This is a genomic window from Allobosea sp. Tri-44, from assembly GCF_004123845.1.
In the GTDB taxonomy this organism is placed as follows: domain Bacteria; phylum Pseudomonadota; class Alphaproteobacteria; order Rhizobiales; family Beijerinckiaceae; genus Allobosea.
In genome coordinates, this window is sequence record NZ_NBDP01000036.1 from 157,606 (window position 1) to 182,684 (window position 25,079).

General features: G+C 67.4%; 21 protein-coding genes. 12 read left to right on the forward strand and 9 right to left on the reverse strand.

From position 1 onward, the window contains the following. The first annotated feature begins 35 nt into the window (after positions 1-35). Positions 36-908, forward strand: coding sequence for a transglutaminase family protein (locus tag B6S44_RS22095; RefSeq protein ID WP_129159041.1), 873 nt, complete (start codon positions 36-38; stop codon positions 906-908). Here B6S44_RS22095 and B6S44_RS22100 read toward each other — a convergent pair. From B6S44_RS22100 to B6S44_RS22110, 3 genes are read right to left on the reverse strand one after another with little or no spacing between them, the layout of a single operon-like run. Then, a complete protein-coding gene (locus B6S44_RS22100) occupies positions 833-2,557 on the reverse strand; it encodes a sensor histidine kinase (RefSeq protein ID WP_129159042.1) in 1,725 nt (574 codons plus the stop codon). The two genes, B6S44_RS22095 and B6S44_RS22100, sit on opposite strands and share 76 nt — an antisense overlap. Continuing rightward, positions 2,557-3,126 carry a sigma-70 family RNA polymerase sigma factor gene (locus B6S44_RS22105; RefSeq protein WP_465246135.1) on the reverse strand — a complete coding sequence of 190 codons (570 nt, stop codon included), beginning with the start codon at positions 3,124-3,126 and terminating at the stop codon, positions 2,557-2,559. The genes B6S44_RS22100 and B6S44_RS22105 overlap by 1 nt, the downstream gene beginning before the upstream one ends. Further along, complete coding sequence (locus tag B6S44_RS22110; protein ID WP_248309704.1) at positions 3,104-3,328, reverse strand: NepR family anti-sigma factor; 225 nt, start codon at positions 3,326-3,328, stop codon at positions 3,104-3,106. Before B6S44_RS22110 ends, B6S44_RS22105 begins: the two co-directional genes overlap by 23 nt. A 325-nt stretch (positions 3,329-3,653) precedes the next feature. On the opposite strand from B6S44_RS22110, the gene B6S44_RS22115 reads away from it, so the two are divergent. The 4 genes from B6S44_RS22115 to B6S44_RS22130 all read left to right on the forward strand — a co-directional run bounded on the left by B6S44_RS22115 (position 3,654) and on the right by B6S44_RS22130 (position 6,824). Then, the gene (locus B6S44_RS22115) at positions 3,654-4,448 is read left to right on the forward strand and encodes a response regulator (protein WP_129159044.1); all 795 of its coding nucleotides are present in this window, start codon (positions 3,654-3,656) and stop codon (positions 4,446-4,448) included. Between the two features lie 397 nt (positions 4,449-4,845). Continuing rightward, the gene (locus B6S44_RS22120; RefSeq protein ID WP_164985920.1) at positions 4,846-5,397 is read left to right on the forward strand and encodes an extensin-like domain-containing protein; all 552 of its coding nucleotides are present in this window, start codon (positions 4,846-4,848) and stop codon (positions 5,395-5,397) included. Between the two features lie 426 nt (positions 5,398-5,823). After that, positions 5,824-6,285 (forward strand): DUF992 domain-containing protein, encoded by a 462-nt coding sequence (locus B6S44_RS22125; RefSeq protein WP_129159046.1) that lies wholly within the window; start codon positions 5,824-5,826, stop codon positions 6,283-6,285. Between the two features lie 152 nt (positions 6,286-6,437). Continuing rightward, entirely contained in the window at positions 6,438-6,824 is a 387-nt protein-coding gene (locus B6S44_RS22130) for a response regulator (RefSeq protein WP_129159047.1), read from the forward strand. Positions 6,825-6,834: 10 nt separating this feature from the next. Here B6S44_RS22130 and B6S44_RS22135 read toward each other — a convergent pair whose 3' ends face one another. The 5 genes from B6S44_RS22135 to polA all read right to left on the reverse strand — a co-directional run bounded on the left by B6S44_RS22135 (position 6,835) and on the right by polA (position 13,476). After that, entirely contained in the window at positions 6,835-8,226 is a 1,392-nt protein-coding gene (locus tag B6S44_RS22135) for a sensor histidine kinase (RefSeq protein ID WP_129159048.1), read from the reverse strand. Between the two features lie 100 nt (positions 8,227-8,326). Then, a complete protein-coding gene (locus B6S44_RS22140) occupies positions 8,327-8,743 on the reverse strand; it encodes a hypothetical protein (protein ID WP_129159049.1) in 417 nt (138 codons plus the stop codon). A gap of 4 nt (positions 8,744-8,747) precedes the next feature. Continuing rightward, complete coding sequence (locus B6S44_RS22145; RefSeq protein WP_129159050.1) at positions 8,748-9,110, reverse strand: DUF883 C-terminal domain-containing protein; 363 nt, start codon at positions 9,108-9,110, stop codon at positions 8,748-8,750. Between the two features lie 60 nt (positions 9,111-9,170). Continuing rightward, on the reverse strand, positions 9,171-10,346 hold the full coding sequence (locus B6S44_RS22150) for an AI-2E family transporter (protein WP_164985921.1): 1,176 nt from the start codon (positions 10,344-10,346) through the stop codon (positions 9,171-9,173). A gap of 94 nt (positions 10,347-10,440) precedes the next feature. Continuing rightward, positions 10,441-13,476 carry a DNA polymerase I gene (gene polA / locus B6S44_RS22155; RefSeq protein ID WP_129159052.1) on the reverse strand — a complete coding sequence of 1,012 codons (3,036 nt, stop codon included), beginning with the start codon at positions 13,474-13,476 and terminating at the stop codon, positions 10,441-10,443. Between the two features lie 82 nt (positions 13,477-13,558). On the opposite strand from polA, the gene B6S44_RS22160 reads away from it, so the two are divergent. The 5 genes from B6S44_RS22160 (at position 13,559) to trxA (ending at position 22,160) form a co-directional block, all read left to right on the forward strand. Then, positions 13,559-14,224: a nitroreductase family protein gene (locus B6S44_RS22160; RefSeq protein ID WP_206735218.1), complete on the forward strand. Its 666-nt coding sequence runs from the start codon at positions 13,559-13,561 to the stop codon at positions 14,222-14,224. Positions 14,225-14,300: 76 nt separating this feature from the next. Beyond that, positions 14,301-15,035, forward strand: coding sequence for a nucleotidyltransferase family protein (locus tag B6S44_RS22165; protein ID WP_129159053.1), 735 nt, complete (start codon positions 14,301-14,303; stop codon positions 15,033-15,035). Positions 15,036-15,042: 7 nt separating this feature from the next. After that, positions 15,043-18,147, forward strand: coding sequence for a double-strand break repair protein AddB (gene addB, locus B6S44_RS22170; protein WP_164985922.1), 3,105 nt, complete (start codon positions 15,043-15,045; stop codon positions 18,145-18,147). Beyond that, positions 18,144-21,623, forward strand: a complete 3,480-nt coding sequence (gene addA, locus B6S44_RS22175) for a double-strand break repair helicase AddA (RefSeq protein WP_129159055.1) — start codon at positions 18,144-18,146, stop codon at positions 21,621-21,623. Before addB ends, addA begins: the two co-directional genes overlap by 4 nt. A gap of 216 nt (positions 21,624-21,839) precedes the next feature. After that, positions 21,840-22,160, forward strand: a complete 321-nt coding sequence (gene trxA, locus B6S44_RS22180) for a thioredoxin (RefSeq protein ID WP_129159056.1) — start codon at positions 21,840-21,842, stop codon at positions 22,158-22,160. Between the two features lie 72 nt (positions 22,161-22,232). Here trxA and B6S44_RS22185 read toward each other — a convergent pair whose 3' ends face one another. Beyond that, entirely contained in the window at positions 22,233-22,628 is a 396-nt protein-coding gene (locus tag B6S44_RS22185; protein WP_129159057.1) for a DoxX family protein, read from the reverse strand. A gap of 99 nt (positions 22,629-22,727) precedes the next feature. Between B6S44_RS22185 and B6S44_RS22190 the strand changes: the two genes are divergently transcribed. Both B6S44_RS22190 and B6S44_RS22195 read left to right on the forward strand, forming a co-directional pair. Continuing rightward, positions 22,728-22,934 (forward strand): hypothetical protein, encoded by a 207-nt coding sequence (locus B6S44_RS22190; RefSeq protein ID WP_129159058.1) that lies wholly within the window; start codon positions 22,728-22,730, stop codon positions 22,932-22,934. Further along, on the forward strand, positions 22,931-25,078 hold the full coding sequence (locus B6S44_RS22195; RefSeq protein WP_129159059.1) for a transglycosylase domain-containing protein: 2,148 nt from the start codon (positions 22,931-22,933) through the stop codon (positions 25,076-25,078). Before B6S44_RS22190 ends, B6S44_RS22195 begins: the two co-directional genes overlap by 4 nt. Position 25,079 lies beyond the last annotated feature (1 nt).

Here is a 25,079-nt window from a genome sequence, read left to right on the forward strand (position 1 = left end):
CCGTGACCGCGAGATCGGCCAGGCTGGGGACGAACATGTATCTGCGCATTCGCCACGCGACGACTTACCGCTATGCCGCTCCGGTCAACTTTGGCCCGCACCGGCTGATGCTGCGCCCGCGCGATTCCTTCGATCTGCGCGTGATCGACACGGCGATCACGATCTCGCCGCAGGCCAATCTGCGCTGGATGCACGACGCCTATGGCAACCCGGTCGCCATGGCGACGTTCGCCGGCAGTTCCGATACGCTCGATGTCGTCAGCGAACTCGTTGTCCAGCGCTTCGGCTCGGCCTTGCCGCGCAGCAGGGTGGAGCCCGACATCGAGAGTTTCGAGATAAGCTACACGCCGGCCGAGCGCGCCGTGCTCCAGCCTTATCTCGATCTGGCCGCGGCCGATCCAGATGGGGCTCTCGAAGCCTGGCTGCAGGCGTTCAGAGCACGGCTGAACGGCGGCCACCTGCTACGGGCACTGGCGCACGAGATCAGCACCGGCCTGACCTATGCGGTCCGTTATGACGAAGGCACCCAGCATCCGCTCGACACGCTGCAGATGGCGGCGGGCTCCTGCCGCGACTATGCTTGGCTGTTCATCGAGTTGGCGCGCCGGCTCGGCTTCGCTGCGCGCTTCGTCACCGGCTATATCCACGACCGCTCACCCCAGGGCGGGGCGATGGCCTCCGTGGTCGGGCTGACCCATGCCTGGGCCGATGTCTTCATCCCCAATGACGGCTGGGTCGAGTTCGATCCGACCAACGATCTCGTCGCCGACCGGCAATTGCTGCGCGTCGCGGTGGCGCGGGTGCCGGAGGACGCCTCGCCGATCGCCGGCAGCTATGTCGGCCCGACCGGGGCCTTCCTCGGGCTCAGCGTCGGGGTGGCGATCACACCGGCCGAAGGGCTGGGCTGAGTCGTCTCGCCTTGGATGCCGTGGCCGAGCTGCCAGACGCCGAGGCTTTGGCCTTGCGGCGGGCTGATCTCGACCGCCTCGATCTGCATCAGTAGCCCGGCGAACAGGCGTGGCGGGGCGATCCGCGGAGCGTCGCGATCGGTCGTGATCGCGATGTCGATGAGGTTCTCGCCGACCTTCGTCACCGCAAGGTCGATGCTGATGCCGGGAGCGGCCCGCAATGCGCGGGTGACCACGTCGACGATCAGGAAGCCGAGCGGGATGATCCGGTCGATCGGCAGGGCCGCTTCCGTCTCGATCCGGCTCTCCAACCGCTGCGTCCGGGCAAGGATCAGGCTCGAGATCATCGCGACGACATCGTCCAGGAAGAGGTCGATACGCACCGGCTGCATCTCGCCGTCGGCGAGGGTGAAACGATACGCCGCCGAGAGCACATGGACGCGGCATTCGGCGTCCGAGAGCGCCATCCGCGCCTCGCCCTGATGGTCGCGCTTGGTGAGGCCGATATAGCTCTGGACGACCTGCAGGCTGTTCTTGACCCTGTGATGCAGCTCGCGGACCAGAAAACGGTTGTCGTCGAGCGCGAGCCTGAGCTTGCTTTGACGCACCTCCTGCTCGTCCACCATCGCGTTGAACGCTTCGGCGACGCTGCGGATGTCACGCGGCATCTCATCGGAAAGCGCAACTCGGGCGCTGGTTGAGGCGGACCTCGCCCGGGCGGTCGCTTCGATGCCGCGCAGCCAGCGCACGCAATGCTGGTCGATCGCCTTCATGTAGACCAGCCCGAGCAGGGTCAACGTCAGGAGCGGTGCGAGCAACAGGATGTAGAACTGTGTCTTGGCCGCCTGTTCTGCGGTGCCGTCGAAGCTCACCACGACATAGAGGTCTGGTTCTACAACCATGCGGGCGCCATAGATTCGGCCCGGCCCGGCACGACTCGGGGCTGTCCAATGCGCCGTCTGAGCAGGTACGGTCTCAGCCTTCGGAAGCCATGATGCATCGGCCTGCGCGCCGCCGCGCGCGACGACGACCTCGCCGCCCCTTCGGACCAGCGCCGCCATCATGCCTGCATCGCCGCTGCCGAGATCGAAGACGTCGTCGAGCGGGTCCGGCTTGGTCAGCAGGAGGGCATCGCCCTCGTCGAACGGCGTGTAGATGGCCAGATAGGAGCGGCCCCCGATGGTGACCTGATCGTAGCGGGCCTTTGCGAATTCGGTGCCGCCCCAGAGCTTGATCGGCGGGCGGGCAGCGAGTTGGCTGGCGATCTCGCTGAGCTCGCTGTGGGCGATGCTGCCATCCAGCCCGCCGAGGCAATCCGGCCGGCCTGAAACCCGCAACAACAGCGCCTCATAGCCCGAGACCGCGGCGATCGTCCTCTCGGCGATCCGGTCGCAAGTATCGGTAGGCGGCGGCATGGCGCGAATCGCCGTCGCGCTGGCGACCAGCGACCGTAGCGCGCCGCGATACCAGACGCGGGTGCGGACGGCGAAATCGTCCGCCGTCCGCGTCTGCGCCGTCTGAATCGCCTCGAAGACGGTTCGATAGGTCGCGACCGCCGCCGCTGCAGTGAGGCAGGCGATCGGCAGGACGATCGCGACCATCAGTGCCAGCAAGCGGCCGCGGACCGTCCTGAACAGCGAGAGCGTCATCAGCTGCCGACGGTTTCAGGCCCGGCGCGCTGGACAGCCGCGGTGATCCGGCGATCGGGGCCGAGATCGTCGACGCCGCCGATAGACAAAAGCTCCGCCAGCTTGGCGCGCGCCCGGTTGACGCGACTCTTGATCGTGCCGATGGCGACGCCACAGATCTCGGCTGTCTCCTCATAGGAAAGCCCGGTGGCGCCGACCATGATCAGCACCTCGCGCTGCTCCTCGGGCAGCTTCGCCAACGCTTTGCGGAAATCGGCGAGGTCGAGATAGCTCTCCTGGTTGCCATGTGTGGCGAGCCTGTCGGCATAGGTGCCGTCGCTGTCCTGCACCTCGCGTCCGCGCTTGCGATACAGCGAGTAATAGGTGTTGCGCAGGATAGTGAAGAGCCAGGCCCGCAGGCTCGTGCCGGGTTGGAACTTTTCGGCGTTGCCCCAGGCCTTGAGCAGCGTATCCTGAACCAGATCATCGGCGAGCTGCATCGATCCCGACAGCGACGCCGCGAAGGCGCGCAGGTTCGGGATTTCGGCGATCAGCCCATCCTTGAAGTCAGGCGCGCTCATTGGCACCATCCTCGGTGCTCAGGCGTCGCTCGGTCGCCTCGAGCTGTGCCAGCAGGGCCAGGAAGCGATCCGGGATCGGCGCGGTAACGAGATCCTCATAATGAGCCTTGAGAGATCGGCCGATCGACTCTTGCACCCTTGGGTCGAGCACCACGTCCTCGTCGGGTTCGACAGGGGCCGCCTGGGGCGGGTCGACATTCATCAGATTCATGATCCCTCGCTCGATAGACGTCCCGACGTTCCGCCGGTCACGCCTCCACGTGTCGCACGCTCGATGCGCTTGCACGCGATTGCCCCGAAACGCACCTTCATTCAGCCCAGAAACGAGGTCACAGGCAAAAGGTTCCGCTGCCACAAAAAAATAAATTTCTTGTCATAACAGCGACTTGGGTGCTCTCTTCCGGCAACTTTGTCCAGAGCTGGATCCGATCGGGTTGAATCACCCTATCGGTGAATCCGCCTCTCACTTTTGGATGGAGCCCGTTCCGATCAGCTTGACCGCAAGCTGATCGGAACGGGCTCTCGGGGATAGCACCATGTCGATCGCCACTGAAATCGCGCCACACCTGCCGTATTTGCGCCGGTTCGCCCGGGCACTGAGCGGTACCCAGGCAAGTGGCGACGCTTACGTCGTCGCCTCGCTGGAAGCGCTGATCACCGACCCTGGCACCTTCCCGCGCGAGTTCGGCCCGCGAGTCGGCCTTTATCGTCTGTTCCTGCAGATGTGGTCGTCCGTCGGCCTCAACACGCAGGCTGCGGCGCCGGAGGTGGACCGCTCGGCCGCAGAGCGCAATCTCGATGCGCTGACGCCGCGTTCGCGCCAGGCCTTCCTGCTGCGGACGGTCGAAGGGTTCCCGATCGAGGAGGTCGCCCAGATCATGAACGTCACCACAAGCGACGCCGCCGGCCTGGTACAGTCCGCCGGTCAGGAGATTGCCGAGCAGGTCGCCACCGATGTGCTGATCATCGAGGACGAGCCGATCATTGCCCTCGACATCGAGACCATGGTCGAGGAGCTCGGCCACAGGGTCACCGGCGTCGCCAGGACGCATCGCGAGGCGATCGCGCTCGTCGCCAAGAAGCGCCCCGGCCTGGTGCTCGCCGATATCCAGCTGGCGGATGGCAGCTCCGGTCTCGAGGCGGTCAACGAGATATTGAGCGCGATCGAGGTGCCGGTGATCTTCATCACGGCCTATCCGGAGCGGTTGCTCACCGGCGACCGGCCGGAGCCGGCCTTCCTGATCACCAAGCCGTTCCAGCCGGAAGCCGTGAAGGCTGCGATCAGCCAGGCGCTGTTCTTTGACCGCCGCGCTGGCCGCAAGGCCGCCTGACCACCAGCCGAGGTGACTGGGAACAAACCGGCCGTCCCTCGCGTTGCCCCGACCCAGGCGATGCGAAGGAGATCGGTCATGTCCATGGCTCTGCTGACAGCGTTGATCGTCGCAGCCTCTCTGACGGTCCTGTTCTCGGCCGTCGGCTGACGGCATGCGAAAGCGCTGGCTCATGCGGCAAGGCGGCTGCGCCGTGATCGTGGCGGCCGGGCTCGCCAGCATCGGCGGCCCTGCAGGGGGCCGCGAAGCCCGCCCGGCAACAACGCTTTTGCCCCCGCCGCGACCTACCTCTTTGCCGGCCGCAGCTCCCATACCCGCTCCGGCGCCGCCGGCTGCGCCGGTCAGTGCCGAGCCTGCTGCTACAGAAGGCAGCGCCTGCCTCCGGATTCTGACCGGTATGGCCGGAAACCAGATTCGCCCGGCGGTGCCGACCGCAAAACCGGAAGCGGAGGATTGTCGGGTGGTCGATGCGGTCGTGGTCGAGGCGCTGGCGGTCCGCACCCCGTCGGGACAGGCGCAGGTCAGGCTGCTTCCGCCGCCGACGGTGAGCTGCGAGCTGGCGCGCGCGATCTCGCTCTGGCTCGACACGAGCCTGCAACCCTTGGCGCGTGGGGCATTTACGCGCGAGCTGACGGCGCTTCGCGTCGGCGGCGGGCATGAGTGCCGCAGGCGCAATCGCCAGACGCAAGGTCAGCTGAGCGAGCACGCCACGGGGCGGGCGCTCGACATCTTCGCCTTCCAGATCGGCGACGAGAAGCAAGGTGGGGTAGCAGTGTCCGTCGAGCGACCCAACGGTCTGGAGCAGGTGCGCTTTCTCGATGCGGTGCGCCAATCGGCCTGCGGCGCCTTCATGACGGTCCTGGGCCCCGGCTCGGATGCAGCCCACGCCAATCATCTGCATGTCGATATTCAGCAGCGCAGGGCGGCGTCGAGCCGCTTCTGCCAATGATCCCGGCTCGGCCCTATGACACAATCGTGAAGATGCTGTCCGGCACGTCGGACTGCGCGGCCACCGGCGGCGGGCACCTGCCGCTCGACCAGCTCTCACGTCGGCGCGCGAGCTCCGCTAGCGCCGAATCATGGTCGAAACCTTCGCGCAGAAGTTGTTCGAGGTCCCAGAATGGCGGAAGATCGCGCGCCAGGGTGGGCGTTGGGAATATGCGCACCGGGTCGGTCCGTCCTTGCTTTGGCATTTGCGCGTCCACTGTTCTGTTCCCGTCAACGCAAGCACCGGATTGAGGTTCCGGATTATTTGAGAACTATGGAGCGATTGGGGCGTTTTGGTGCGGTTTCGAGGCGCGGCGCGGATGGTCGAATCGGTTCCGAGCCGGGCAGGGGGCAAGATGCTTCCGGGACAGGGCGCAGGAGAGGGTGAATGAGACGTTTGATCGGAATGATCCTCCTGGCAGCCGGATCGAGCCTGTCCGCAGCTCCGGCCCTGGCGCAGAGCGGTGCGCCAGCCGGGCGCCTGACCTGCACGATCGGTGCAGGTCTCGCCCAGGCCGTGGCGACGCAGAAGCCGCTCGACTGCCGCTTCCGGCCGCGGCGCGGGCCCCTGCAGACTTATTCAGGTGTGATTCGCGGCTTCGCGCTCGATGCCAGGACGGTCGGGCGCAGCCTGCTCGCCTGGCGGATCTACGGGCCCTATGCGCGTGCGCCGCTCGGTGTCCTCAACGGCCCCTATGCTCGCAAGCAGGGCGAGGTCGCGTTGACCGGCAGCGTCGACAACGATGTCCGGCTGGTGCCGCGGGGCCTGCCGCTGCAGCGCGGCGCCAATGTCGCGCTCGGCGTCACCGCCTTCGAGCTCAACCTGGTCCGGACGCCGCGCAAGCGCTGATCGTCGATGCTTACGCTTTCCTAACCATATCCTGGCAATTTGAATTGAATTTGAGGAGTTTACAGCAGAGAATCCGGCTCAGAGCGGAACAAGGCTGATCGAGCAGGCGTTCATGAGGCTCACAAGCAAGTAAATCAGCTTGGGAGCGTATCGTGAAGTTAGAAGGTTATCTCGGGCTTATGGCCGGTATCCGGGTTCTCATCGTCGAGGACGACCCTTTTATCGCGATGGATATCGAGAGCGCCGTGAGCGAGGAGCTCGGCGACGACGCTGAGCTGATCGTGGTCGAATCGCTATCGCAGGCGCGCCGCGCCGCCGACCAGCCGCTCGACTGCGCCTTGCTCGACATCGACGTCATCGGCGGCAAGACCTTCGGCATCGCCGCCAGCCTGCGCGCCAAGGGAACGCCGCTGGCGTTCGTGTCAGGCTCGGCGCCGAGCGAGGTGCCGCCCGAGCTGCGTGACGTGCGTTTCGTGCGCAAGCCCTTCTCGGCCAACGAGCTGAGCCGTTTCGTTTCAAAGGCCGTGAACAAGACCTGAGACCAGTCGGCTACTCCGCAGCCTCCTCCTCGGCCGGCTGCTCCCGCTTTGGGAAGGTGACGGCGACGCGCGTGCCGGGGCGCGTGGCGGCACCCAAGGAGAGTGGTACGACCTCCATGGTAGCCCTCATGCTCCGCAACAGGCTGTTGATCACCGACTTGCCCAGCCCGGCCGTCTCCTGATCCTCCGGCATTCCAACGCCGTCATCTTCGACGGAGAGGACCAAATCCTCTTCGGACGTGCGGCCGAGGCGGATCGTGATCTTACCCGCGGCACCATCTGGAAACGCGTGCTTGATCGCGTTGGTCACCAGCTCGTTGATGACGACGACGAAGGAGACGGCGTCGCGACCTGGCAGACGGATCGCATCCATCGCCAGGCCGATCTCGATCGGCCGGCCTTCCGCCGCCTTGCCGATCTCGGCCAGCAAGTCTTCCAGATAAGGCTGGGCCTCGATCTCATCGGCCTCGATGTCGAGCCGCAGACGGCGTTGCCCGGCGGCGATCGCCTGGATGCGAGACTGTGCCTGCGCGAGCGCCTGCTTGACGGCCGGCTCGCGCGTCTGCCGGCTCTGGACGTTGAGGAGCGCCGAGACCATCGCCAGATTGTTGCCGACGCGATGGTTGACGTCGCGCAGCAGCGCCTCGATGCGCAGGCGTTCGTTCTCGAGCTGGAGCGTTCGTTCTGCGACCTTGCGCTCCAGCTCGGCGTTCGAACTCGACAGCGAAACTGCGCGCCGATACCGAACCCGCAATTGCAGCCAGGCCGCAAAGCACAGGCCGGCGAGGGCGACCAGGATGCCGACGCTGGCGAGGACGCGGCGGCGTGCCTCGCGGCGACTGCTGGCGTTCAGTCGATGATTCTCCTCGAGCTGGATTGTGCCGACGATGTCGCGCAAATCCTGGGTGAGCCGGTTGCCCGTGCCCTGTGTCACCAGGGTGATGGCGTCGCCGCGCCGACCCGCACGCACCAGCGCGATGGTCTCGGCCATCTCGGCGAGCTTGCGATTGGTGATCGTACGCGCGTGCCGGACGCGCTCGGTTTGAGTCAGGCTGTAGGCGACGAGGCGCTCTATCGCGTCCAGGCTCGGAAGCAACTCCACCCGCCGCTCGTTATAGGGTTCGAGATAATGCTCGTCGCCGGTGAGCAGGAAGCCACGCTGTCCGGTTTCCGCGTCGAGCAGATTGCTCAGAAAGCGCTCGCTGCGTTCACGGATGTCGATCGAGCGCGCGACGAGCCGCGAGGCCTCGTCGGCCTGCATGTTGATCCAGGTGGCGATGAGCACGGCAGCCGTGACCACCGCGATCGCGATCGCCGCCGAGGATGCGGTGTAGAGGCGCGCACCGAGCGAGGGGAGTCCCGGTAACAGCCCGCGTGGACGGAGCTTCAGCTGGGCATTCATTGATGCCTTGAATAGACGCTGAAGATCGATCGCCAAAGGTAAAAAGACAGACCGCAGTGGGACGGCCGCGATAAAGGCGCCGCTTCAAGCCGGATCCGCCTTATTTTTCAGCGTCATCACCCTGCCCAAACTGCCGGCCCAGAATGAGGCCGAGCAGAACGACGCCGCCGACGAGCGCGGTGCGCCAGCCGAGCTTGCGACTGCCGACCAGCGATGCCGCGATCGGCGCTGCGGCGACGGCGGCGGCAAGGCGCCGGTCCGGGCGCGGCCGGTTCTTCACATAGAGCGCGATCCCGAGGGCGAGTAGCGCGGTGGCGAGCAGGCCACCGGCAATCGACAGGCTGGCGATGATGGCGCCGTAGTGCAGCGTCAGCAGCGTATGCAGTGCGTCGAGCGCGTAGCCGACAGCAGCAGTCGCCAGCACGCCGGCCAGCAGATAGAGCACGACGACCGTGACGTTGCGGCGCACGACGCCGCCGATCTCGCGCGTGACCAGACCGGTCAGCCCCCCCAGCATGGCCTTAGCGCGCCGAGAGGAAGCCGACGAACAGCCCGACCGCAGCCGCCAGGCCAAGCGCCCGCAAGGGCCGCTCGCGGATCTCGCGGATGATCAGCTCTTCCAGGTCACCGGCTTGCTCGCGGGCGATCTCGACCATGCGGTCGGTGTCGACGCCGACAGATTTCAGCTTGCTGCTGACGGTCGCGGCGAGGTCTTCGGCTCCGCGCGTCAGGCTGGCCTCGATCTCTTCGGCCTCGTTCTGCACGCGGCGGCCGGCGCGGCCGGCGCGCTGAGCCGTGTCGGAGGCGGCGTCGGCGACTTCGTCCTTGGCGCGTTTGACCGAGGCCGCGGCCTGTCGCTTCGCAGTGGTGCTGGTGGCGGCCATCAAACGGCTCCTTTGGTGCTGGAATGGCGACGATGCCACGCCAATGGCGTGGCGCAAAGCTCAACGCGCCAGCGCCGGCGCAGTTCCGGCCGGGGGGGCGGTGGCGGGCGTTGTGTCGCTTTCGGCTTGCTCGGCGTCCTGCTGCGCTTTTCGGTAGTTGGCGATCTCCTCTCGGGCGAGGAGGCCGACCAGCAAGATCGGCGTTGAGAGCACCGCGCCAATCGGCCCCCATAGCCAGAGCCAGAAGATGAAGGAGATGAAGACGAGGAAGGGCGAGATCGTCAGCCGCCGGCCGACGAAAACGGGTGTCACCGCATTGCCTTCGATCAGGTGGACGATGAAATAGGCCATCGCCGGCCAGGCTGCGACGAGCAGCGAGGATGGCGACAGCAGGCCGGCGGCAAAGAACGCGACCGTGACCATGATCGGCCCGATGAAGGCGAGATAGTTGAGGAAGAAGGCGAGCGCCCCCCAGAACACCGGATAGGGCAGGCCGGCCGCCCAGGCGATCGCCATCGAGATCACGCCCATGCCGAGGTTGATCAGCGTCACCAGGCCGAAATAGCGGGCGGTGCGGATCTCGATTTCCTCAAAGAAGGATCCTGCCGATCGACGTGCGCCGCGTCCGAAGCAGAGCCTGAGCACACGGGCCTTGAGATGGCGCCGCGTCGCCAGCCAGAAATAGACGGTGGCGATGAAGATCAGGAGGCCGCCGGCTGCGGTGGTCGATGACACCGCGATCGAAACCAGCGGATTGCCGTCGGAGACGCTGACCTTGGCGCCGTCGCCGCCGGCGAAATTCTCGGCGAACTTCTTGAAGTCCTCCATGAAGGCGAGCACGCCGACCAGCTTGAACTTCAGCGCAGCCACCATCTTCGGAAACTGGTCGCTCCAGGCGGCGATCGGGACGGTCAACGTGCCGATCAGCACGAGCAGCAGCACGACGCCGGCGAAGACGATAAGGCCGGCGGCGAGGTGCTGTGGCACGCCACGCCGCACCATCGCATCGACCGGAGGCCCGAGCACCAGGCCGAAGATCACGCCGGCGGTCACCGGCAGCGCGATGACCCGCGTCAGGTAGAGCGAGGCGGTGGCGAGGATGACGAAGATGCCGACGATGCAGTAGCGGACGATGAGATCATGGTCGTGCGGCGTGATCTCGCTGGAGGTGGTCTCCTCCACCTCCGGCTCGGCCATGTAGCGCGGAAACGGCTTCCAGGCGGATGCGTTGAGCATATCGGCGAAACCAGCGCGCAAATGGCGCCCCCCGGCGCACTTCGCCTGCTCAACGCGGCGGTTGCGACGAAGGTTCCGGCGTTCGGGCCGCTGCTCAGTGCGCCTCGTCCCAGTTGTCGGCGGCGCGCGCATCGACGACGAGCGGCACCTTGAGCGCAACCGCCGGCTGCGGCGCCTCGACCATGACCTTGCGGATCACCGGCAGCGCCGCCTCGACCTGGGCCTCCGGCACCTCGAAGACCAGCTCGTCATGCACCTGCAGCAGCATGCGCGCGTCGAGCTTTGCTTCCGCCAGCGCGTCCTCCATCCGGATCATGGCGCGGCGGATGATGTCGGAGGCCGAGCCCTGGATCGGCGCGTTGATCGCCTGGCGCTCGACGAAGGCGCGCTCGGACGGGTTCTTCGAGGCGACAGCCGGGAAATGGCAGACGCGGCCGAAGATCGTCTCGACCGCGCCCTTGGCACGCACCGTGGTGCGGGCCTGGTCCATATAGTCGCGAATGCCGGGGAAGCGCTCGAAGTATTTGCGGATATAGGCGCTGGCCTCCTCGCGCGAGATACCGAGCTGATTGGCGAGGCCGAAAGCCGAGATGCCGTAGATGATGCCGAAATTGATCGCCTTGGCGCGCCGGCGCACCTCGCTCGGCATGCCCTGAACCGGCACCCCGAACATCTCGGATGCGGTCATCGCATGGATGTCGACGCTATCGGCGAAGGCCTGCCGGAGCTGCGGGATATCGGCGATATGGGCGAGGATGCGCAGTTCGATCTGGCTGTAGTCGGCCGAGACCAGCTTGTGGCCCTTCTCGGCGACGAAGGCGGTCCTGATCTTGCGGCCGGCCTCGGTCCGGATCGGGATGTTCTGCAGGTTGGGCTCGGAAGACGACAGACGCCCGGTCGTCGTCGCCGCCAGCGCATAGGAGGTGTGGACCCGGTGGGTCTGGGGATTCACATAGGTCGGCAGCGAATCGGTATAGGTCGATTTCAGCTTGGCGAGCTGGCGCCAGTCGAGAATGCGGGCGGGCAGCTCGTTGCCCTGCTCGGCGAGTTCCTCGAGCACGCCGGCGCCGGTCGCCCATTGTCCGGTCGCGGTCTTCTTGGCGCCGGGCAGGCCCATCTTGCCGAACAGGATGTCGCCGAGCTGCTTGGGGCTGCCGATGGTGAACTTCTCGCCGGCGAGCGTGTGGATCTCGTCCTCCAGCCGTGCCAGCGACTGGGCGAATTCGCCAGACAGTCGCGACAGGATCTGGCGGTCGATCGAAATGCCGCGGCGCTCCATCCGCACCAGAACCGGCACCAGTGGGCGCTCAAGCGTCTCGTAGATCGTGGTCTTGCGCTCGGACACGAGCCGCGGCTTCAGCGCGAGCCAGAGCCGCAAGGTGACGTCGGCATCCTCGGCGGCATAGGCGGTCGCCCGGTCGAGCGGCACCTTGTCGAAGGTGACCTGGCCCTTGCCGGTGCCGGCGACCTCGGAATAGGGGATCGGCTTGTGGCCGAGATGGGTCTCCGAGAGCCGGTCCATGCCATGGCTGCCATTGCCGGCGTCGAGGGCGTAGGAGACCAGCATCGTGTCGTCGAAGGGCGCGACCTCGACCCCGTGCCGGTTGAACACGGCGATGTCGTATTTGAGATTCTGGCCGATCTTCAGCACGCCGGGGTCGATCAGCAGCGGCTTCAATTCGGCCAGTGCCTGATCGAGCGGGATCTGGCCTTCGAGCAGGCCTGAATCGAACAGGCCGTCGCCGGCGCGATGCTGCAGCGGGATATAGCAGGCCTTGCCCGGCGCGACCGCGAGCGAGATGCCGATCAGGTCGGCCTGCATCACGTCGAGCGAGTTGGTCTCGGTATCGAGCGCGACGAAGCCGGCCTCATAAGCCCAGCCGATCCAGCGCGAGAGCTCGGCGATGGTGCGCACGCATTCGTAAGTTGCATGGTCGATCTTGACCGCGAGCGCCGCATCCTTGCGCGCGGCGGCGAGATCGGCCGGCCGCAGCCAGCCATCAGCGGCGGGTACGGGCTTGCCCTCGGCCGGCGCAGCGGCGGTGGTCGTCGCACCATCCGTGGCGACGGCCGTGCCAACGGTGGGCAGGTCGGTCTCGGCATAGAGCGCCTTGAGCGCGGCGGCGCGGGCGCCGCCGGGGGCGAGGTCGGGGTCGGCATCGATCGCCGAGACATCGGCGTCATAAGCCTCGGCGGCGCGCTTGGTGATGGTGGTGAACTCCATCGCCTTGAGGAAAGCGATGAGCTTGGCCGGGTCGGGCTGGTTCAGCGTGAGCTCGCCAAGCGGCGTCTCGACTGCGACGTCCTCGACCAGCGTCACCAGCCTGTGGGAAATGCGGACCTTCTCGATCACCTCGGGATTGGTCAGCGTCTCCCGGCGCTTGGGCTGCTTGATCTCGCCGGCGCGCTTCAGAAGCGTTTCCAGATCGCCATATTCGCCGATCAACTGCGCTGCCGTCTTGATGCCGATGCCGGGCGCACCCGGGACATTGTCGGTCGCGTCGCCGGCCAGCGCCTGGACGTCGGTGACCTTGTCCGGCGTGACGCCGAAATACTCGACCACCTCGGGCTCGCCGATGCGCCGTTCCGGACGGAAGCCGACGCCCTTCTTAGCGTCGCCGGAGGCCGGGTCGTACATCGCGACGCCTGGTCGCACGAGCTGCATCAGGTCCTTGTCGGCCGAGACGATCAGCACGTCGGCGCCGGCCTCGCGCGCCTGGCGTGCATAGGTCGCGATCAGGTCGTCGGCTTCGTAGATGTCCTGCTCGACCGGGATCAGCCCGAAGGCGCGCACCGCGTCGCGCATCAGCGGGAATTGCGGGATCAAATCCGGCGGCGGGTCGGAACGATTGCCCTTGTAGGCCGGGTAGATTTCCTTGCGGAAGGAGTTCTCGCTCTTGTCGAAGACAATGGCGAGATGGGTCGGCTTCACCCCGAGCACGCCCTCGCGCACGAACTGGAACAGCTTGGTTGCGAACAGCCGGACCGCGCCCGACGGCAGCCCATCCGAGCGGGCATTGTATTTCCTGTCCTGGTTGATCGACTGGAAATAGGCGCGGAAAATGAAATTCGAGCCATCGACCAGGAAGAGGTGGTCGCCGGGCTTGAGCGAGGGGCTGTCGTTCGTCATGGCCGGGACCATAGGGCTGCGTGCCGGGATGGTCTATTGTGCAAGCAGGCAAGCTCGCAAGAAGCTGTCAGGAGGAAATGTGATGAATGCCTATGTCACAATGCCGCTCGCCTTCGAGGGCCTGCCCGAGGCGGAGATGAAGGCGCGCGCGGCGCAGTTCCTTGAAACTATGCGCAAACGCCGCACCGTGCGCGACTATTCCGACAAGCCGGTGCCGCGCGAGGTCATCGAGGCGGCGGTCGCGACCGCCGGCACGGCGCCGTCGGGCGCCAACCAGCAGCCCTGGACCTTCGTCTGCATCTCCGATCCGGAACTCAAGCGGAAGATCCGCGAGGGCGCCGAGGAAGAGGAGCGCGTCTTCTATGCCGGCCGGGCCGGCGATGAATGGCTGGGTGCGCTCGCTCATCTCGGCACCGACGAGCACAAGCCCTTCCTCGACACCGCGCCCTGGCTGATCGCGATCTTCGCCCAGCGCTGGGGCTATGATGCCGAAGGCCGCAAGGTGAAGCACTATTACGTCCCGGAATCGGTCGGCATCGCCGCCGGCTTCCTGATCGCCTCGCTGCATCAGGCCGGCTTGGCGACGCTGACACATACGCCGGCGCCGATGAACTTCCTCAACCAGCTTTGTGGTCGCCCCGACAATGAAAAGGCGCTGATCCTGCTCGTCGTCGGCTATCCCGCCGAAGGCTGCGTCGTCCCGGCGATCGGCAAGAAGCCGCTGGAGGAGATCGCGAGCTTCCTCTGAGGCGCTGCCGCACTTGAGCATTCCGGCCGGCCATGGCTGATAGGCCGATATGGCCGGCAGGAGATTCGCTCACGTCATGCAGACCGGTTCCTCGCCGATCCGCCGGGCCATGGTGCTCGCCGCCGGGCTCGGCAAGCGCATGCGCCCGATCACCGATACGCTGCCGAAGCCGCTGGTCGCGATCGGCGGCAAGACCATGCTCGACCATGCACTCGACCGTCTGGCCGAAGCCGGCATCGCGGATGCCGTGGTCAATGTCCATTACCTCGCCGAGCAGGTCGAAGCCCGGGTTGCTGGCCGGACTCAGCCGCGGATCGTCATCTCCGACGAGCGGGCGCGTCTGCTCGAAACCGGCGGCGGCGTGAAGAAGGCGCTGCCGCTGCTCGGCGCCGAGCCATTCTTCCATATTAACTCGGATTCGCTCTGGAGCGAGCGAGGAGCGTCCAATGTCGCCGCCATGGCCGCCGCCTGGGATGCGGGGCGGATGGACATGCTGCTCCTGCTCGCCGAGCGCGAGAGCAGCGTCGGCTTCGACGGCGCAGGCGACTTCTTCCGGGACGCGGCCGGCAGGCTGACGCGGCGCGGAAAGGCAGCTGCCGCCCCTCACGTCTATGCCGGCGTCGCGATCATCAAGCCGGAGCTCTTCGCCGACACGCCGGAGGGCCCGTTCTCGCTGAACCTGCTGTTCGACCGCTGCATCGCCAAGGGCACTCTCTTCGGCCATCCCCTCGACGGGCGCTGGCTCCATGTCGGGACACCCGAGGCGATCCCGCTGGCGGAGCAGGCCTACGCCGCCCATCAGGCGAGTTGAGGCCGCGATGGCCGGGCTCAACCTGTTCAACATCCCGGCCGGCGCACCCTTCCTGTCCGTGCTCGCCGAGGCGCTGCTCGCAGGCCGCTTCGGCAAGGCCTATGACCCGGCCGATCCGACCGCCCTCTCGCGCACCACGCTCTATCTGCCGACGCGCCGTGCCGCGCGCGCTTTCTCGGCCGTACTCTCGGAAAAGCTCGGTGGCCGGCCGCTGCTGTTGCCGCGGATCGTCCCGCTGGGAGATGTCGACGAGGCCGAGACGGCACTGATCGCAAGTGCAAGCGATGCGTTGGCGCTGGAGCGGACCGCGCCGATCGATCCCTTGCGCCGCCGCTTCATCCTGACGACGCTGATCTCGGCCTGGGGCCGCACCGCGAACCGCCAGCATCTCAAGCTCGATCCGGCCGAGCCGTCCCTGATGCCGGCGACATTGGCCGAGGCCTGGGGCCTCGCCGGCGATCTTGCTCATCTGCTCGACCAGTTGCAGACCGAAGGCGTCTCGCCGGCCCGGCTGAAGGGGCTCGATGCCGCTCGCTTCGACGAGATCTGGCAGTTCAACGCTCGTTTCCTCGATATCATCGCCGAGGCCTGGCCGGCGATCCTGGAGCAACGCGGCGAGTGCGACCCGGCCGAGTTCCGCAACCGCATGCTCGCCGCCGAGCGCGACCGGCTGCTCGCCGGCGACTTCCACGGGCCGGTGATCGCGGCAGGCTCAACCGGCACTGTGCCGGCGACGGCGCGCCTGCTCGCCGCGCTCGCCCGCGCGCCGAACGGCGCCGTCGTCCTGCCCGATCTCGACGAGGCGCTCTCCGAGCAGGCCTGGCGTGCCATCGTCCAGGAGCCGGCGCCGTCGCATCCGCAGGCGGCGCTGCATCGCCTGCTCGACGAAATCGGCGCCGATCGCGATGAGGTCGTCGCGCTCGCCCAGCCTTCGCCTGCCTTGGCTCTCCGCCGCGACCTGTTGCGCCGGGCCTTGCTGCCGGCCTCGGTCACCGATGACTGGGCCGGCGCCGCGCCGATCGCTGCTGGGGCGCTGGATGGTCTGCGCATCGTCGAGGCGGCGGATGAACGCGAGGAGGCGCTCGCGGCAGCGCTCGCCTTGCGCGAGGCGCTGGAGGAGCCGGGCGCCCGCGCCGCCTTGATCACGCCGGATCGCGGCCTCGCCGAACGCGTTGCTGTCGAGCTCCGGCGCTGGGGCATCCAGGCCGATGATTCCGCCGGAATGCCACTCGGCCGCTGGCCGGCGGGCGCTCTATTGCGCCTCGCGCTCGACGCGGTCGAGGCTGAGCTTTCCCCGGCGAGCCTGGTCGCGCTGCTGGCGCATCCGCATTGCCGACTCGGCCTGCCCGAGCCACGCCTGCGACAGGGCGCTGCGGCGCTGGAGATCGGCTGCTGGCGTGGCGAGGCGGTTGGTCCGGGTTTTGCCGGCCTGCGCCGTGCCTTCGAGGCGATGCCTGAACTGCGAAAGGCGACCTATGCGCCGCGCCCCCGCCGCAAGCTCACCGACGAGGATATCAGCGCGGCTGAAGAGGTACTCGCCGCGCTGGAAGACGCACTCGCCCCGCTCGTGGCGGCGCTCGTGGGTCCCGCATCGGGACTACGCGAGATCGCGGCGCAGGCCCGCCGTGCAGTCGAGACACTGAGCGGCGACGAGGCTGGCGTGGTCCTCGCCTGGCGCGGTCCGGATGGCGAAGCGCTCGCGGCCTTATTCGACGATCTCGAAGCGGCGCTGCCGGAGGCGCCAAGCGAGGGCCGCGCTCGCGACTTGATCGCGATCCTCGAAGGGCTGATCGGCGAGCGCGTCGTGCAGCGCCGCGATCCCGGCCATCCCCGGGTCAAGATCTGGGGCCTGCTCGAAGCCCGCTTGCTGGAAGCGGAGCATGTCGTGCTTGGCGGGTTGATCGAGAGTGTCTGGCCGCCCGCCACCGAGACCGACTCCTTCATCAACCGGCCGATGCGAGCGGAGCTGGGCCTGTCCCCGCCCGAGCGCCGCATCGGCCAGACCGCACACGATTTCGTCGCGGCGGCGCTCGCCGGCAAGGTGACGCTGACGCGGGCCCGCAAGGCCGGCGAGGCTGAGACGATCCCCTCGCGCTTCTGGCAGCGGCTCAAAGCGGTCGCGCCGGCGGATGCCTGGGCGGCGGCCGAGGCCCGCGGGCGCGAGCTCACCGCCTGGGCCGGGCTGCTCGGCGCGCCGGCCGATCTTCTGCCCGTGCCGCGGCCAAAACCCTATCCAGCGCCGCATCTGCAGCCGAAGCGGTTCAGCGTCACGGAGGTCGAGACGCTCTATCGCGACCCTTATGCGCTCTATGCCCGCAAGATCCTCAGGCTCGATGCCCTGCCGGAGCTGGTCGAGGATCCCGGCGCGACCGATCGCGGCTCGCTGTTGCACGATATCGTCGGAACCTTCGCGCAAACCCATCCCGAGCACATTCCGGCCGGCGCACTCGGCAGCCTGATCGAGATCGGCGAGCGCTTCTTCCGTGCCTATGAGGACACCCCCGAGGTGCGCGCCTTCTGGTGGCCGCGCTTCCTGTTGATCGCGCAGAACTTCCTCGGCTGGGAGGAGCGGCGCCGGCCGGGCCTCGCCCGTATCGCGGTCGAGCGCGATACGCAAGGCGAGTTTCCGCTGGCGGACGGCTCATCGATCCTGCTGACCGGCCGGGCCGACCGTGTCGAGATCACGCGCGAGGGCGCCTTGCGCATTATCGATTTCAAGACCGGTGCGCCGCCGAGCGATGAACAGGTCCGTCTCGGCTTCGCTCCGCAATTGACGCTGGAAGCCGAGCTTGCCCAGCGCCACGGCTTCACCCCGGACATCCTGCCCGGCCCGGTCGAAGCGCTGATGTACCTCAGGCTCAACCACGATCCCAAGAGCTGGGACAAGGACAAGAAGCTGTCGTTCAAGGACGAGACACAGGCGGACGTCACCGCCCGCCATCTCGTCCAATTGCTCGATCATCTTTCGGTGCTGCGCGCCGGGCGCGAGCCCTGGCTGTCGCGGCGTGCACCGGCCTACATCAAATATGCCAGCCCCTATGACCAGCTCGCCCGGGTCAAGGAGTGGTCGGCGGCGCCCGATCTCGGCGGCGATGCCGGAGATGAGGCATGACGCCGGCCGGCTGGACGATTCCCGAGCAGACGCGCCGCAATCAGGCGCTGGCGGCCGAGCCCGATCTCAGTGCCTGGGTCTCGGCCAATGCCGGCTCGGGCAAGACCCATGTGCTGGTCAACCGCGTGCTGCGCCTGCTGCTCGACGGTGTCGCGCCCGGCCGCATGCTCTGCATCACCTATACCAAGGCTGCTGCCGCCAACATGTCGAACCGGGTCTTCCGGGCGCTCTCGGTCTGGGCGGTGGCATCCGATTCGGTGCTCTGGGCGGCCTTGTCGGCGCTGACGGGACAGCTGCCGGCCGCGAGCGACATCAGCCGGGCGCGGCGCCTGTTCGCGCAGGCGCTGGAGACGCCGGGCGGCCTCAAGATCGAGACGATCCACGCCTTCTGCACCCGCGTGCTGCAGAGTGCGCCCTTCGAGGCCAACGTCCCGCCGCGCTTCGAGGTCGCCGACGATCTCGCCCAGGCCGAACTGATGCGCGATGCCAGACGGGACCTGCTTGCCGCTGCCGAAGCCGATCCTGACGGCCCGCAGGCCAGGGCGCTGCGCTTCATGGCCGAGCATGCGGCGCAGGACACATTCGACCAGATCATGCGCGAGGCCCTGCACCAGCGCGCCGTGTTCAGCGATGCGGAGGGGCGGGCGCGGAAGTCGGAGGAGATCGTCGAGGGGCTCAGCGCCTTCCTCGGCATCGCGCCGGAGCTGACGGTGGAGACGGTACGCCAGCGCTTTCAGCGCGAACTGGTAGCCCTACCCGGTCTCGAGCGGTTGCTCGCGGCCTTCGAGGCCGGCAGCGCGACGCGCATCAAGGCGGCCGCTGCGATCCGGCTCGCTCTTTCGGATGCGCCGGGCATCGATCCGGTCACAGCCTGCCGAGCCGGCCTGCTGACGGCCGAGGGCAATGTTACCCAGCATGTTCGCGGCAAGGGCAATAGCGCCCTGCCGGCCGATCTCGATGCGGCGCTCGATGCGCTCGCCACCTGCCTGACCGAAGCGACCGACCAGCTCAACGCCATCGCCGTGCGCGAGCGCAGCGCGGCGCTCGCCGTGCTGGTGACGCATATCCTCGCCGCCTATCGCCGGCTGAAGGCGCAGCGCTCGCTGCTCGACTATGACGATCTGATCGCCAAGACCCGCTCGCTGCTCGACCGGGTCGATCCGGCCTGGGCGCTCTACAAGCTCGATGCCGGCATCGATCACATCCTGCTCGACGAGGCGCAGGATACCAGCGAGGCGCAATGGGCGATCCTGCGCCGCCTCGCCGAGGAATTCTCGGCCGGAGAGGGCGCACGCGAGCTGGTCCGGCCGCGCACCGTCTTCGTCGTCGGCGACGAGAAACAGTCGATCTATGGCTTCCAGGGCGCGGCGCCCGCGCATTTCAGCGAGGAAAGGCGGCTGCTCGGCCGGCGCCTCTCAGAGGCCGGCCAGCGTTTCGAACCGATCAGCCTGACTACCTCCTTCCGCTCGGCTCTCGACATCATGCGTGCCGTCGACGCGGTGTTCGCGCCTCGGGAGCATTGGCGCGGCCTCGTCTTCGACGGCGGCGCCGGACCGGAGCGGCATGACACGGTCAAGCGGTTGGCGATCGGGGCGGTCGATCTCTGGCCGATCTGCGCCGACGATGCCGGCGACAAGCCCGATGCCTGGACGGCGCCGGTCGATGCGCCCGAGCGGCGCTCGGGTCTGGTCAAACTCGCCGCCCGCATCGCCGATGTGCTGAAGCGCTGGAGCGATGCCGGCCGCGACGATATTGGCCGGCATTTCAAGCCGGGCGACGTGATGATCCTGCTGCGCCAGCGCGGCGCGCTGTTCGAGGCGATCGTCAAGGCGCTGAAGGATCGCGGCGTGCCCGTCGCCGGTCGTGACCGCCTCACGCTCGCCGACCATCCGGCGGTCGAGGATCTCGTCGCGCTTGGCCGTACCATCCTGCTGCCGCAGGACGATCTCTCGCTGGCGATCACGCTGAAGACACCACTCTTCGGCTTGGACGACGATAACCTCATGCGCCTCGCGCCAGAGCGAAAGGGCTCCTTGCGCGAGGCTTTCCGCCGGGCAGCGCAGACCGAGCCGCGTTACGCCACGATCGAGGCGCGCTTGGCCGAGCTCGCCGAGGAGGCCGGGCGCTGCGGCCCGTTCCGCTTCTTCGCCGGTTTGCTCGGCCCCGGCGGCGGTCGCAATCTTGCGCTCGCTCGCCTCGGCCCGGAAGCCGCCGACGCGCTCGACGCATTCTTGAGCGCCGCGCTCGATCATGAGCGCCGCTATGGGCCCTCGCTTGCCGGCTTCCTGCACCATATCGGCGCGGTGGCGACGCAGGTGAAGCGCGACCTCTCGGCCAGCGCCGGCGAGGTTCGCGTGATGACCGTGCACGGCTCGAAGGGGCTGGAGGCGCCGATCATCATCCTCGCCGATCTCGGCGTCGCGCCCGGCGAGCGGCGCCTGCCGAAGCTGATGGCGGTTGCGCCGCCGCGTGGCGCGCAGGTGCCAGTCTGGCCGACGAAGCGGGCCGATGATCCTGCCGCGATGCGGCGCGCGAAGGACGCGGTCGTCGCGCAGATGATCGAGGAGCATCACCGCCTGCTCTATGTCGCGCTGACCCGCGCCGAGGAGCGCTTGATCCTCTGCGGCGTGCAGGCCAAGGGCGAGGCGCCGGAAGGCTCCTGGTACGCCATGGCCGAACTCGGGCTCGCCGGCTCCGAGCCCTGGCTGCGCGACGTCCCCGCGCCTGATGGCGACGGCGAAATCCGCCGCTTCATGGTTTCGCAGCCGGGAGAGGTGGCGGCCGAGGAGGCCGTTACGGCACCGGCCACGACCACGCCGCCCGACTGGCTCGCGCGTTCTGCGCCTGATGAGGCCGAGCCGGCGCCGCCGCTGCGTCCGTCGAGCGCGCTTTCCGCAGCCGATGCGCAGGAGCGCCCGCATGACGGGCCGTTCCTCGCCGGAGCGGCGGCGGCCGGCCGGCTTGCGCACCTGCTGCTGCAGGTTCTGCCGGAGGTGCCGCCTGAACGGCGCACGAGCACCGCCCATGCGCTGGCGCAGGCGCGTGGCGGCTCGCTTCCTGAAGAGCGCCGCGCCGGAATCGTCGAGGACGCGCTCGTGCTCATCGCCACGCCTGAGTTCGGCGGGCTGTTCGGGCCGGGCAGCCTCGCCGAGGTGCCGCTCGCGGGCGAGATCACCATGGCTGATGGCAGCAGGCGCCCGGTTCAGGGCCGGATCGACCGGCTCGCGGTCGGCGATGACGAGGTGCTGATCGCCGATTTCAAGACGGCGGCCCGCCCGCCTGAGAGTGCCGCGGCACTGCCGGCCTCGACGCTGGCCCAGCTCGCGGTCTATCGCCGGCTGATAGGTGAGATCTATCCCGGCCGCCGTGTCCGCGCGGTCGCGATCTATACGGCGAGCCTGAAGCCACTGGAGCCCGGTGGCGAGCTGCTCGACGCCACCCTGGCGGCGATGACGAGACCGTCATTGCGAGCGTAAGCGAAGCAATCCAGAGGAGCATAGAGTGAGCCGTTCTGGATTGCTTCGTCGCTGCGCTCCTCGCAATGACGGGAAGCGGCGATCCATTCTCAGTGGAAGCACGGCAGCCCCGCTTCACCGGAAGGTGAGCCAGCCTTGACCCTGTGCCCGCCCGTTCATAGCTTCGGCAGTGAATGGCGGCGTTGTTGCCGCGCGCGAATCGAAAGGCGATGAGCCATGGCGACGATCAAAGTGACCGATGCGAGCTTCGAGGCCGACGTGCTGAAGTCGAGCGAGCCGGTGGTTGTGGATTTCTGGGCCGAGTGGTGCGGCCCCTGCCGGATGATCGGCCCGGCGCTCGAGGAAATCGCCGGCGAGATGAACGGCAAGGTCAAGATCGTCAAGATGAATGTCGACGAGAACCAGCAGATCCCGGCCCAGTTCGGCATCCGCTCGATCCCGACGCTGATGCTGTTCAAGGACGGCAAGCTCGCCTCGCAGAAGGTCGGCGCTGCCCCCAAGAGCGATCTGTCGCGCTGGATCTCGGCCGCGGTCTGATCCAGTCAGCAGTAGAATGAGAAAGGCCCGCCCTCGTCGAGGGCGGGCCTTCTTCGTTTCAGCTGTTCTGGATCACTTCGAGCGGTTGTCGAGAGCCCAGGCTCCGGCGCCGGCGAAGATCAGGTAGAAGAAGATGAAGCAATAGAGGATCGCGGCGTCGCCATTGTTCAGCAGCGGGTAGACGTTCCGGGGCGCATGGAACATCCAGTAGGCATAGGCCATCTCGCCCGCGAGGATGAAGGCGACGGGACGGGTCCACAGGCCGATCAGGATGAGCAGGCCGCCAAAGGCTTCGAGGATCGCGCCGAACCAGAACAGCGTGAACACCGCCGGCAGCCCGCTGGCCGGCGGAGCCGGGAAACCGAACAGCTTTTGCGTGCCATGGGCGATGAAGATCAGCGCCGTCGCGATGCGTAGCAGCGCGAGCGCCTGTGGTGCGTAGCGACTGGGGGAGTTGAGAGCCTGCATGGGCGGGTTGCCTTCCGTCCGATTTGAATGGATCTAAGTAGTTGTGTTTGCTGGCGAAGAAATGACCCTGCGCCCGCCGCGCTTGTCCCTGTGCAAGGAATGCCGATCAAGTCACATTTTCGTTTGCAGCGCAGCAAAATCGCCGAGCGGCAAATCCGCAACAGCGGAGCCCTCGTTCACCATCGCGAAAAATTCGCCGAAATCGGGCTTAACCACCCCTTAAAAGCGCCATGTTTGAATCCTGTCTGGAAAATCGTCGGGCTGCGTACTGCGGCGTGGCGATGGGGCCTGAACGGGGCGGGATGAACGACCGGTCGAAACGAGGCGGAGAGCGGCGCGAGCCGTCGTTCGAGCGTGCGCGCGACGATTACGAGCGCGACGACGGCGATTTGCGCCTGTCGGCCGACGACCGCCCCTATCGCGGAGGAAGGAACCCGGTGGCACCGCGCCAGCAACCGAGCCGTCAGAAGACCGAGCAGCGCGGCGGTCGCAAGCAGCGCCGCAAGCGCGGCTCCTTCTTCGGGCGCATTGTCTACTGGGGCTTCGTGCTCGGCCTCTGGGCCGTGCTCGGCCTCGGCGGCGTGGTCGCCTATCACGCTGCGCAATTGCCGCCGATCGACCAGCTTACCGTGCCGAAGCGGCCGCCCAACATCGCGATCCTGGCCGCGGACGGCACGCTGCTCGCCAATCGCGGCGAGACCGGCGGGCGCACGATCACGATCGGCGAGGTGCCGCCCTATCTGCCCAAGGCCTTCGTCGCGATCGAGGACAAGCGCTTCTATGAGCATTTCGGCATCGACCCGATCGGGCTCAGCCGCGCCGTCGTCAACAACCTGACCAAGCGTGGCGGTGTGCAGGGCGGCTCGACCCTGACCCAGCAGCTCGCCAAGAATCTGTTCCTGACCCAGGAGCGCACCGCCGCGCGCAAGATCCAGGAGGCGATCCTCTCGCTCTGGCTGGAGCGGACTTACACCAAGGACCAGATCCTCGAGCTCTATCTCAACCGCGTCTATTTCGGCTCGGGCGCCTATGGCGTCGAGGCGGCGGCGCAGCGTTATTTCAACAAATCGGCGCGCTCGGTCTCGATCGCCGAGGCCGCCATGCTCGCCGGCCTCGTCCAGGCGCCGTCGCGGCTTGCGCCCAACCGCAATCCCGAAGCGGCCGAGAAGCGCGCCCAGCTCGTCGTCGCCGCCATGGCCGATCAGGGCCTGATCTCGCAGGCTTCGGCCAAGACGGCGCTCGTCGCGCCGGCCGAGGTGCCCGAGCGAGTCGGGGCCGGTTCGGTCAACTACGCCGCCGACTATGTCATGGACGTGCTCGACGACTTCATCGGCGCGATCGAGGGCGACGTCACCGTCCTGACCACGGTCGACACCAAGCTGCAGAGCTCGGCTGAGACGATCCTGGTCGATGCGCTCTCGGCGCAAGGGAGCAAGCTCAACGCCTCGCAGGGCGCGGTGGTCTCGCTGGCGCCGGACGGGGCGATCCGCGCCCTGATCGGCGGGCGCGACTACACCAAGAGCCAGTTCAACCGCGCCACCGCTGCGCATCGCCAGCCGGGCTCGTCCTTCAAGCCCTTCGTCTATCTCACCGCGATCGAGAAGGGCCTGACGCCGGATACGATCCGCGACGATTCCCCGGTCTCGATCAAGGGCTGGGAGCCGGAGAATTTCTCGCGCACCTTCCGCGGCCCGGTCACGCTGCAGACGGCCTTCGCCCATTCGCTGAATACGGTCGTGGCGCGCCTGATCCAGGAGGTGACGCCGCGCGAGGTGGTGCGCACGGCCCAGCGCCTCGGCATCAACTCGTCATTGCAGCCCAATCCGTCGCTGTCGCTCGGCACCTCGGAGGTGACGCCGCTCGAGATGACCGCCGCCTATGCCACCTTTTCCAATGGCGGGCAGTCGGTGCTGCCCTATGTGATCCGCGAGGTCAGGTCGACGAGCGGCAAGGTCGTCTACGCCCGCAAGGCGAACAATTTCGGCCCGGTGATCCAGCCGCAGACGCTTTCGATGATGAATTCCATGTTCCACGCGGTGATGACGGGCGGCACCGGCAGCAAGGTCAACCTTCCCGGCTGGGAAGTCGGCGGCAAGTCGGGGACGACGCAGGATTATCGCGACGCCTGGTTCGTCGGCTTCACCGGGCGCCTCGTCACGGCCGTCTGGGTCGGCAACGATGACAACTCGACGATGAAGCGCGTGACAGGCGCCGGCTTGCCGGCCGAGATCTGGGGCAAGTACATGAAGGCGGCCCATGCCGGCCAGCAGCCGGTGCAGCTGCCGGGCGGGCTCTGGCAGTCTGCGCCGAAATCGATCTTCGACACCGGCGAGCCGGTTGCCGGCGTCGCGCCGTCGCCGCGAACCCAGCAGGCCGCCACTGGCGACCGTGCCTGGACGCCGCCGGCGCCGCAGGAGAAGAACTTCTTCGAGCGCCTGTTCGGCGGTTGAT